General features: G+C 63.2%; 11 protein-coding genes. 4 read left to right on the top strand and 7 right to left on the bottom strand.

Annotated elements, in window-relative coordinates:
* From VN047_RS09445 to VN047_RS09460, 4 genes are all read right to left on the bottom strand, one after another.
* A complete protein-coding gene (locus tag VN047_RS09445) occupies positions 1–426 on the bottom strand; it encodes a GFA family protein (RefSeq protein WP_325542051.1) in 426 nt (141 codons plus the stop codon).
* Positions 427–430: 4 nt separating this feature from the next.
* On the bottom strand, positions 431–1,273 hold the full coding sequence (locus tag VN047_RS09450) for a MoxR family ATPase (RefSeq protein ID WP_325542053.1): 843 nt from the start codon (positions 1,271–1,273) through the stop codon (positions 431–433).
* A gap of 104 nt (positions 1,274–1,377) precedes the next feature.
* Positions 1,378–2,049 carry a DUF6975 family protein gene (locus VN047_RS09455; protein ID WP_325542055.1) on the bottom strand — a complete coding sequence of 224 codons (672 nt, stop codon included), beginning with the start codon at positions 2,047–2,049 and terminating at the stop codon, positions 1,378–1,380.
* 235 nt (positions 2,050–2,284) lie between these two features.
* Positions 2,285–2,608, bottom strand: a complete 324-nt coding sequence (locus tag VN047_RS09460) for a PspC domain-containing protein (RefSeq protein ID WP_325542057.1) — start codon at positions 2,606–2,608, stop codon at positions 2,285–2,287.
* Positions 2,609–2,789: 181 nt separating this feature from the next.
* Between VN047_RS09460 and VN047_RS09465 the strand changes: the two genes are divergently transcribed.
* The 3 genes from VN047_RS09465 (at position 2,790) to VN047_RS09475 (ending at position 4,609) form a co-directional block, all read left to right on the top strand.
* Entirely contained in the window at positions 2,790–3,017 is a 228-nt protein-coding gene (locus tag VN047_RS09465) for a hypothetical protein (RefSeq protein WP_325542059.1), read from the top strand.
* A gap of 212 nt (positions 3,018–3,229) precedes the next feature.
* Complete coding sequence (locus tag VN047_RS09470) at positions 3,230–4,387, top strand: hypothetical protein (protein WP_325542061.1); 1,158 nt, start codon at positions 3,230–3,232, stop codon at positions 4,385–4,387.
* Between the two features lie 3 nt (positions 4,388–4,390).
* The gene (locus tag VN047_RS09475) at positions 4,391–4,609 is read left to right on the top strand and encodes a hypothetical protein (protein WP_325542063.1); all 219 of its coding nucleotides are present in this window, start codon (positions 4,391–4,393) and stop codon (positions 4,607–4,609) included.
* 124 nt (positions 4,610–4,733) lie between these two features.
* On the opposite strand, the gene rpoD is transcribed toward VN047_RS09475, so the two are convergent.
* Genes rpoD through VN047_RS09490 form a run of 3 tightly spaced genes read right to left on the bottom strand, consistent with a single transcriptional unit; the run spans position 4,734 to position 9,197 of the window.
* Positions 4,734–6,755, bottom strand: a complete 2,022-nt coding sequence (gene rpoD, locus VN047_RS09480) for an RNA polymerase sigma factor RpoD (RefSeq protein ID WP_325542064.1) — start codon at positions 6,753–6,755, stop codon at positions 4,734–4,736.
* A gap of 35 nt (positions 6,756–6,790) precedes the next feature.
* On the bottom strand, positions 6,791–8,689 hold the full coding sequence (gene dnaG, locus VN047_RS09485; protein ID WP_325542066.1) for a DNA primase: 1,899 nt from the start codon (positions 8,687–8,689) through the stop codon (positions 6,791–6,793).
* A gap of 55 nt (positions 8,690–8,744) precedes the next feature.
* Entirely contained in the window at positions 8,745–9,197 is a 453-nt protein-coding gene (locus VN047_RS09490) for a GatB/YqeY domain-containing protein (protein ID WP_325542068.1), read from the bottom strand.
* 131 nt (positions 9,198–9,328) lie between these two features.
* Here VN047_RS09490 and carA point away from each other — a divergent pair, with 131 nt between their 5' ends.
* Positions 9,329–10,513: a glutamine-hydrolyzing carbamoyl-phosphate synthase small subunit gene (carA, locus tag VN047_RS09495; protein ID WP_325542070.1), complete on the top strand. Its 1,185-nt coding sequence runs from the start codon at positions 9,329–9,331 to the stop codon at positions 10,511–10,513.
* Positions 10,514–10,520 lie beyond the last annotated feature (7 nt).

Genomic DNA, 10,520 nt, shown 5'->3' on the forward strand with positions numbered 1-10,520 from the left:
CTAGCGATCCTGCTGCGACGGTGGAGGCGGGGCTTTCGGAAAATGCGGCAGTGCGGGATCGAGGGCCGCCCAGCTTGGCGCGCTGTCGGTCCAGATGACTGCTTGCGGCGGAAAGGCATTGCTGTCGTCGAACATGCTGACACGTATGCCGCGAAATCCCGGCGCGCCCGACCCCATGGTGAAGACATGCGATCCGCAATTGGAGCAAAAGGCGCGTCGCGTGACATTGCCGCTGTCCGCGATATTCTCATACCAGCTCAGTTCGCCTTCGGTCGCAATGGCGTCATCGCGAAAGAAAGCGTTGGTTGTCCCGTTGCCGCCGCCGAATTTCTGGCACGTCCGGCACCAGCATGTCCGCCCGCCAAGAGCGTTGCCTTCGACCGCAATCTTTACCGCGCCACAAAGGCATTGGCCGGCAACGGGCATCGGCCTATCCCTGACGCCGCGCCATGAACGCCAGCTTTTCGAACAGCATCACGTCCTGTTCGTTCTTGAGCAGCGCTCCGTGAAGCGGCGGGATCGCCTTGCCGACATCGCGGTTCTGCAGAACCTCGAGCGGCATGTCCTCGTTCAGCAGCAGTTTCAGCCAGTCAATGAGCTCGCTCGTCGACGGCTTTTTCTTCAGGCCCGGCACCTCGCGGACCTCGTAGAAGATGTCCATTGCACGGGACACCAGCGTTTTCTGGATACCGGGGAAGTGGACCTCGACGATCTCGGCCATCGTGTCGCGATCGGGGAACTTGATATAGTGGAAGAAACAGCGGCGCAGGAACGCGTCGGGCAGTTCCTTTTCATTGTTCGAGGTGATGACGACGATCGGCCGTTCCTTCGCGGTCACCGTCTCGTCGGTCTCGTAGACGTGGAACGCCATGCGATCGAGTTCCTGAAGCAAGTCGTTCGGGAATTCGATGTCGGCCTTGTCGATCTCGTCGATCAGCAGAACGGGCAGCTTGGGGCTGGTGAACGCCTCCCACAATTTGCCCTTGCGAATGTAATTGCGGATGTCGTGGACGCGCTCTTCGCCGAGTTGGCCATCGCGCAGGCGCGCGACCGCGTCATATTCGTACAGGCCCTGCTGCGCCTTCGTCGTCGACTTGATGTTCCAGGTGATCAGCGGCGCGTCGAAGGCCTTGGCGATTTCCTCCGCCAGCACGGTCTTGCCGGTGCCGGGTTCGCCCTTCACGAGCAGCGGGCGGCGCAGCAGGGTCGCGGCGTTGACCGCGACCTTCAGATCGTCGGTGGCGATATAGGCGCTGGTACCTTCGAAACGCATCGTGCGCTGCCTTTCCCTTAACGTGAACGTCAAGCGGGCATAGCGGTGACGGAGGGAGGGTGCAACCCAATCTCCCCTCCCGCAATCGGGAGGGGAGATCGGGATTATGGATGCAGGCGGCTGGCGGCGCGAGCGGACATCAGGTCCCACAGTCCGCTATGCTGGGCGATCAGTTGCTGGGCCCCGAACACCATCGCGCGTTCGACCGCCGGCGTGTCGGCGACGGCGCCGGCGAGGCGTGCGGTTTCGCGGAGATCGGGAAGCGTGCAGGTCGGCGGTGCGAGGTCGAGCCGCTGCGCGCTGATGTCGAGCAGGACACGGATGGTGCGCCAGTCGAGCGCCAGCGCGATCGCGGCACCGAGGGCGCAACCGTGCCGGTCCGATTCGGCGAGCATGTCGATCGCCTTGCGCTGCGCCGCGACCGCAGCCTCGCATTGCGCTTGGCCCTGCGTGCTCGGCACGGGGCCGACGGCGGAGGCGATCTTCGACAGGAAGGCGCGTTCCTGCGCAAAGGCTTCGGCTGCCTCCTCCATCCACTCGTGCGATGCGGGATCGACTGCCTTGCGCGCGGCATTGTCGATGACGCCCGGATAGCGCCCGTGGAGAAGGCAAAGGAAATGGACGGCATCGGCGAGGTTGCGCATCGCTTCGGGGGCGCTCGACAGCGCGCCCGAGCGGACATGCGGATGCGCGCCCGTGCCCTCGCTGGCGACCAGCGAATCGAGCATTTCGGCGACGCCGCGCGTCTGCACCTTGGGCTGGGTCGACTGGCTCAACGCTTGATCCTCGCTGGGGCCGGGGCGCGCGAGCCCAAGCCGATGGAATTGCTGAGAATCGGTCATAGGGCAACGTCGTAAACGTCGCGTTTATATGCGGACGCCGATTTGCCCGACCGCCTGTTCCAGTCAGGGACAAGGCAAGGAGGCCGGCAAACTCCAGGGGAAGCTTGCCGGCCTCATCATACGGGCGAACGGCCGGACTGGGGAGAGAGTGTGTCCGGCCGGTTCCGCCTTATGCTGCGATCGCGAACTCCTCGGTCTTTTCACCCTTGGGCGCATTGGCTTCCACCCCGCTCAGCGCCGGCTGGGCAGCCGTGGCCTTCGCCGGAAAGAGCAGGCGCGAGGCCAGCACGATGAGGCCGAGCGCGAAATAGGCCATGAAGGTCTGCGCCGGGAAGAAGAAGAGCGGCGCGATGAACGCGAGGCGAAGATACAGGGGGTTGAAGCCGAAGTCCTGGCCCACGGCCTCGCAGATACCGAAGAAGGTGTCGCGGCGGCGGAAGAGATTGGTGGTTTCGTTTTCCATTTTTTCGTCTTTCCCTTTGGCTGCGAGCACTGCCCCGCGCCGATGCCCGATGCATCGCAAAGGCCGTGCCAGTTTTTGCGAGCCCCAGGATTTTCAAGCTTTTTTGTGTCAGCCGCGTCGGGCCGCCTGCTCTGAACCGTGAATCATTTCCCGTTTGATGGGACTGGTTGCCATTTGATGGGTGGAGCCTGAACCGCTCATGAAGCCCCGCATGCCGACCAAGCGCTATCTGGTGGACAAATATGAAGATTTAAAGAGTGGTGGCGGAAAAAATTGTGCGTCGCAGCATTTTCGCCGTGGATCACCCGCCGCCAAGCCGGTCAGGCGTCGCATTCATCCGAAGCGGATCGATCGAGGATTCTTCCCTTGCAAATGGGTCTTTTCCTCCTTCGGGAATTTGGTATTATTGGAATGGTTACTTTCGGGGGGAAGTAAATGATTCACCGCATATGGATAATCGTCGCCATTGTTCTGGCACTTTCCGGATGCTCGGGCGCAATATATCGTCAAACGGCAATTATAGGCACGGATCCTGTCGCGATCAGCGTCGACGCCCGCCAGAGAATACTTCTCAGTCAGTGGGAAAAAGCCGGCGCAAATGATCCCGTCTTTCGGCGTTTCTGTGCGGAGGCCAGTCCGGATGTCTTCACGGTGCTGGGCGCGTCGGCGAGTGGTGGTGGCAGCTTCGGTATTGAAAACAGTCCGAAAAGTGTCAGCGCTGCGCTGCAGGCGGCCTTTTCCAGCGCTGAAACGGGTGCGACGATCGCGCGCACGCAAACCGTGACGATGCTTCGCGAAATGATGTTCCGGACCTGCGAACGCTATCTCAGCGGTGCGATCAGTCGCGACGAGCTTCCGATTGTCGCTGTGCGCGACCAGCGGGTCATGGTGTCGATTCTCGCGATCGAGCAGCTGACGGGATCGATCACGCCCCGGGCGGTTTCGATTGCCGCCGGCGGCAGCGCTTCCACCGGATATAATCCGACCGAAATGGTGAAGCTTCTCGTCGCGGGGCAGACCGAATTGAAGACGGCCGAAGAAGAGGTTGCTGCCAAAGTCAAGAAACTGGCCGAAGCCGACGTGCCGGCAGGGAATTGCGCCGCACTGCGACAGAAGAAGGCGGCCGGTACGCCGGCGCTTGCCGCCGACGAAACCACCAGGCTGACGGCATGCGACGACGCGCAGGGCGCGCTCGACAAGAGCAAGACGGCGCGCGACCTCGCGCAGGCGCGCTACGACGATCTGGTCCGCGGAAGCCGCAGCGGGCTGGGCCTGTCGTCGGCTTCGACGACCGGGATGGCGGATTTCGCCGACGACGACGCACGCGCCGACGCGGTTGCCGCCGTCGCGCTGACCGTCGAAAAGATCGTCGGGAACACGTTCGCGCAGGATGAAACGCAGCTTTTCTGCATTCGCACGATTTCCAATCCCGACGCGCCAGGCGCGATCCAGCAGCAATGCCTGAATTATCTGATGACGCGGGTCGCGGCGGACGAGGCTGCGCTCGCCCGACAATATGGGCTTACGCCCGCTGTAGTCCGGTCGAGCTTCGATGACGGAACCAGAATCGGTCAGAATCGCGCATTGTTGGTACGCGCCATCATGACCTGTTTCGCTCGTCCTGATCAGGGTGCGCCCTTCAAGTCCGGATTGACTGCCGACGCGGTGTTGGCGCCCACCGCCGACGCGCTGCTGGCCGCTGCGCGCGAGGGAGAGCCCGCGCTCACCGACTATTTGTTCGATCAGGACGCCGACTATGAACAGCGCGTGAGACAAATCGTCGCCACCCATTGTACGGCAGGGAATTGAGCAATGACGATCCAGATTTTCATTTGCGATACGCCGGCCGCATTGGTGACGACGCTCGGCGAACTTGCAGCGACGGGGAGGAGCAAGGTCATTTACCAGACCCCCGATGCCGCGGCCGAAACCGGGGACGTAATACGCTATCTGGTGAAACCGCCAAGATCGCCGGGGGCGAAGCTCGAAAGCTATGCCGGCAAATATCTGATCGTCGCGGTCAGGGACTGATCCGGTTCCATCGCGGCGGCCCGGGGATCGGCATTCTCGACCGCGTCAGCCCTTGAAGGTCAGTCCTTGAAGAAAAACGGGCGGCCTTGCGGCCGCCCGTGTGATCTTCGATTTTTTTGCGCCGTTACTGGTCGAGGAAGCTGCGCATCTTGCGGCTGCGCGACGGGTGCTTCAGCTTGCGGAGCGCCTTCGCCTCGATCTGGCGGATACGTTCGCGCGTCACGCTGAACTGCTGACCCACCTCTTCGAGCGTGTGGTCGGTGTTCATCCCGATGCCGAAACGCATGCGGAGAACGCGCTCCTCGCGGGGGGTAAGCGACGCCAGAACGCGGGTCACCGTTTCCTTGAGGTTCGACTGCACCGCGGCGTCGACCGGGATGACGGCATTCTTGTCCTCGATAAAATCGCCGAGGTGGCTGTCTTCCTCGTCGCCGATCGGCGTTTCGAGGCTGATCGGCTCCTTGGCGATCTTCATCACCTTGCGAACCTTTTCGAGCGGCATCGACAGACGCTCGGCCATTTCCTCCGGTGTCGGCTCGCGGCCGCTTTCGTGGAGGAACTGGCGGCTGCAGCGGACGAGCTTGTTGATCGTCTCGATCATATGGACCGGGATGCGGATCGTGCGCGCCTGGTCGGCGATCGAGCGGGTGATCGCCTGCCGGATCCACCAGGTCGCATAGGTGCTGAACTTGTAGCCGCGGCGGTATTCGAACTTGTCGACCGCCTTCATCAGACCGATATTGCCTTCCTGAATGAGGTCGAGGAACTGCAGGCCGCGGTTCGTATATTTCTTCGCGATCGAGATCACGAGGCGCAGGTTCGCCTCGACCATTTCCTTCTTGGCGATGCGCGCTTCGCGCTCGCCCTTCTGGACCATATTCACCACGCGGCGGAATTCGGTCAGGCTCATGCCCGCGGCCTGCGCGATTTCCGAAATCTCGATGCGGATACGGTCGACCGCGCCCGCTTCATTCTCGGCGAAGGCGGCCCATTTTTTGTCGATGCCGCTGACGCCCTCGATCCAGTTTTCTTCGAGCTCGCGCCCGACATAATTGTCAAGGAACGACTTGCGCGGCACCTTGTGGCGTTCGGCAAGGCGCAGCATCTGGCCGCCGAGCGCGGTCAGGCGGCGGTTGTAGCTGTAGAGCTGATCGACGAGATATTCGATCTTGGTGCCATGGAACTGCACGCTTTCAACCTGCGCGGTGAGTTCCTCGCGCAGCTTGTGGTACTTCTTTTCCGATGCCGCCGGGAATTCCTCACCGCCCGAAAGCGACTCAAGACGCGCGTCCTGCAGCTTCGAGAAGGCCTTGAAGCTCTTGGTGATGTTCGCGAACTTTTCGAGGGCGTCGGGCTTCAGCAGCTCTTCCATCGCGGCGAGGCTGAGGGTGTTGTCTTCCTCATCCTCTTCGAAGCTCTCGCGCTTGCCCGACGAACCTTCGCCGTCCTCGTCGTCGCCATCGGCGGCGGGTTCTTCCTCGACCTCGTCCTCGTCCTTGAACGAGACGCCGGCGGTCTTTTCGCTGATCTCGCCGTCGTCTTCGGCGCCTTCCTCATCGAGATTTTCAGGCGCCGGGTCCTTCGACAGCATCGCTTCGAGATCGACGATCTCGCGAAGCTGCATCTCGCCGTTGTTGAGCGCGTTCGACCAGTCGATGATCGCGTTGAAGGTCAGCGGGCTTTCGCAAAGCCCGAGGATCATCGTGTCGCGGCCGGCCTCGATGCGCTTCGCGATCGCGATTTCGCCTTCGCGGCTGAGCAATTCGACCGCGCCCATTTCGCGCAGGTACATGCGAACGGGATCGTCGGTGCGATCGACCGTTTCCTTCTTCTTTTCGATTGCGGGGTTCGAAACCGATCCGGTGCCGGCGCTGACGTCGACGTCGTCGTCCTGCTCCTGTTCGGCTTCTTCCTGCACATCCTCGTCGCTTTCGACGATGTTGATGCCCATGTCGGAGATCGCCGACATGATATCCTCGATCTGCTCGGACGACATCTCGTCCTGCGGCAGCGCCGCATTCAGCTCGTCATAGGTCAGGTAACCGCGCTTCTTGCCGCGCGCGATCAGCTTTTTGACGTCGGCCTCGTTGAGGTCGATCAGCGGAGCGTCGGTGTCGGTGTCGGCGGCGGTGCTTTTGGTGGCCATATATTGTTCCTGCCTGCGGGCATTAAAGTTGGTCGTTACTGGCTGCTGCTTTCGGACAGCGCGGCCAGTCGGCGGGTCAAATCCTCATCCATCGCGCGCAGCTTTTGCTGCCGTGCATGGCCTTCGTCGTCCATCGTGCGCATGTAATCCGCGGTGGCTTCGGCAAGCCGAGAGCGGATTTCGGGCTGCGTCACGAGCACGCCGATATATTCGTCAAGGTCGCGAAGCGCCGTTTCCCGCGCCGCTGCGGCCTCTTCCTTGCTGTCCAGCCTGCGATTGAACGAGAAGTGCATTCGGTCGGCTCTGAGCAATGTCGTCGCCCTATTATACACTTTCATTGGCTCCAATATGGCAAGCAACCCCTCGCAATCAAGCCCTTCCTGACGCATTGCGTTGTCAAGCATTGCCCCGAGCAGTTCGGCGTCGCCTGAATCGCTCACCGGCAACCGTGTCAGCGCCTCCTCGTTGCGCCGGAGCGCCTCGGGATAACGCAGCAATCCGCCAATCAATGCAGCGACATAGGGCGCTGAAATCCCGGCCTGTCCGATGGAACGCGTTTCATCGGCCGGAGGTTGCAACCGCGGGTCGGGACCGAAGCGGCGATTGCTCCCCCCATATTGTCCGCCGCGCGGCGGGTTCGGGGCCCACGGCTGGCGTGTTCCGCGCTCGGGCTGTTTGCGTGCGAACAGCGCATCGAGCCGCTCGCGAAAGGCTTCGCGGTAATGATGGCGGACGTCGGCATCCTCGATCGCGTCGGCGTGGGCGAGCAGGCGGGTCTTGAGCGCGGCACGTTCCTCGGGCGTCGCAAGCGGCCCTGCCGCGACCTCATGCGCCCAGAGGCGCTCGACGAGCGGCTGCGTCTCATCGATGATCGCATCGAAGCCCTCGGCGCCCCGGGCGCGAACGATATCGTCGGGATCCTGCCCGGCGGGCAGCGTCGCAAAGGCGAGGCTGAAGCCGGGGCGGAGGAGGGGAAGGGCGCGCATCGCGGCGCGCATCGCGGCTTTCTGTCCTGCCGCGTCGCCGTCGAAGCAGAGCACAGGCACCGGCACCATCCGCCAGATCAGCCCAAGCTGCGCTTCGGTGAGCGCGGTGCCGAGCGGTGCGACGGCGTCGGCGATCCCCGCTTCGGCAAGCGCGATGACGTCCATATAGCCTTCGACCACGATGATGCGGTTCGTTTGCCGCGACGCGGGTGAGGCCTTGTCGAGGTTATAGAGAACGCGGCCCTTGTCGAAGAGCGGCGTGTCGGGGGAGTTCAGATATTTGGGTTCGCCGTCGCCGAGAATGCGCCCGCCGAACGCGATGACGCGCCCGCGCGCATCGCGGATCGGGATCATCAGGCGGCCGCGGAACCTGTCGTAAGGCTCTTTCTCTTCGACCGCGATCAGCATCCCCGATTCGACGAGCATCGCGGTCGGGAATTTCTTGAGCGCTTCCTTCAGCGCGCTCCGGCTGTCAGGCGCGAGGCCGAAGCCGAAGGCTTTGCGCGTCGCTTCCGAAATACCGCGTTTCGCCAGATATTCGCGCGCCGGGGCGCCGTTGCTGCTGCCGAGTTGCTGCGTGAACCAGTCGGCCGCCCCCTGCACGACATCGCGCAGGCTCGCCTGCTCCTCGGCTTTCTTCGCGGCGCGCGGGTCGGCGGCGGGAACCTCCATCCCGGCTTCGGCGGCGAGTTCCTTCACCGCGTCCATGAACGACAGCCCGCGCTGGTCGGTCATCCAGCGGATCGCATCGCCGTGCGCTGAGCAGCCGAAGCAGTGGTAGAAACCCTTTTCGTCGTTGATCGTGAAGCTGGGGGTCTTCTCGTTATGGAAGGGGCAGCAGGCTTTATACTCGCGCCCGGCACGAATGACCTTCACCGTGCGTCCGATGAGGGTCGACAGCGTGACACGCGAGCGCAGTTCGTCCAGCCATTGCGGGGTGAGGCTCATCGTCGAAATATGCCCACGCCCGCCCACGCCCGCAAGCGGGCGCGTGGGGCGAAGATCAGGACAGCGCCGCCTTCACCCAACCCGATGCCTTGCTCATATCGAGCTGGCTGCCGAGCCGGTCCTTCACCGCGGCCATCACCTTGCCCATATCCTTGAGGCTCCCGGCGCCGAGTTCCACGACGATCGCCTTGATCGCCGCCGTCGCTTCCTCGTCCGAAAGCTGCGCGGGCAGGAAGTCCTCGATCACCACGACCTCGGCCGCTTCGATGTCGGCGAGTTCCTGGCGGCCCCCCTGTTCGTACATGGCGATCGATTCGCGGCGCTGCTTTACCATTTTCTGCAGCACATCGGTGACGAGCACATCGTCGTCGGCCGGCGCGGTGCCGGTGCGCAGTTCGATGTCCTTGTCCTTGATCTTGGCCAGCATCAGCCGGATGGTGCCCAGACGCGCCTTGTCGCCGGCTTTCATCGCGGCGACCTGCGCAGCCTTGATGTCGTCACGAATCATGCGTGTCCCCATGCGCTGCAAATTTCGGAAAGGCCCTCTCTAGCGGCAAGATTCATAATCCGATAGCTTGTGAATCACTTTTTTGCCGCCTAATTGGTCGGCCGTTTAGCCCCCCGTCCGGAGCATGTTGAATGGCACCTGCCAACCCCCCAGTGGCGCCTAAAGTCGCGCCCAAAACCCAGCCTTCCGGGGCTACGGGTGTTCTTGTCCTTGCCGATGGCACGATCCTGTGGGGCGTGGGTTATGGCGCGAGCGGCGCCGCTGTGGGCGAGATTTGTTTCAATACGTCGATGACGGGCTATCAGGAAATCCTGACCGACCCGAGCTATGCGGGGCAGGTCGTCACCTTCACCTTCCCGCACATCGGCAACGTCGGCGCGAACCCTGAGGATATGGAGCGTGGCGTGCATGGTGCGCTCGGCGCGATCACGCGCGAGCTGCCGACGGCGCCGAGCAATTTCCGCAGCGTCCAGACGCTCCCCGAATGGATGACCGAGCAGGGCGTCATCGGGCTCGCGGGCATCGACACGCGCGCGCTGACGCGCCGCATCCGCGATGCGGGCGCGCCGAACGGCGTGATCGCGCACAGCCCCGACGGCAAATTCGACATCGACGAGCTGCTCGCCAAAGCGCGCGGCTGGGCGGGGCTCGAAGGTATGGACCTTGCGAAGGCGGTCAGCCGCACCGACACCGGCGACTGGACCGGCGGCGCGTGGACGCTGGGGCATGGCTATGCGACCGAAGAGGGCGGCGAACGCCCGCATGTCGTGGCGATCGACTATGGCGCAAAGGACAATATCTTCCGCAACCTCGTGAAGGCGGGCGCGCGCGTCACCGTGGTGCCCGCGACCGCGAGCCTCGACGAAGTGCTGGGGCATCAGCCCGCGGGCGTGTTCCTGTCGAACGGCCCCGGCGACCCGGCGGCGACGGGCGACTATGCGGTGCCGGTCATTCAGGGGCTGCTCGAACGCGACGTGCCGATCTTCGGCATCTGCCTCGGCCACCAGATGCTCGGCATCGCGGCGGGCGCGAAGACGGTGAAGATGCATCAGGGCCACCGCGGCGCGAACCATCCGGTGCAGCGCGCCGAGGATGGCGTCGTCGAGATCACCAGCATGAACCACGGCTTCGCGGTCGACGCCGCGACGCTGCCCAAGGGCGTGGTCGAAACGCACAAGAGCCTGTTCGACGGATCGAACTGCGGCATCGCGATCACGGGGAAAAATGCGTTCAGCGTGCAATACCACCCGGAAGCGAGTCCGGGTCCGCAGGACAGCTTCTATCTGTTCGAGAAGTTTGTCGGTGGGCTGCGGTGAGGCGCCA

The sequence above is a fragment of the Sphingopyxis sp. genome (assembly GCF_035565275.1).
Classification (GTDB): Bacteria; Pseudomonadota; Alphaproteobacteria; order Sphingomonadales; family Sphingomonadaceae; genus Sphingopyxis.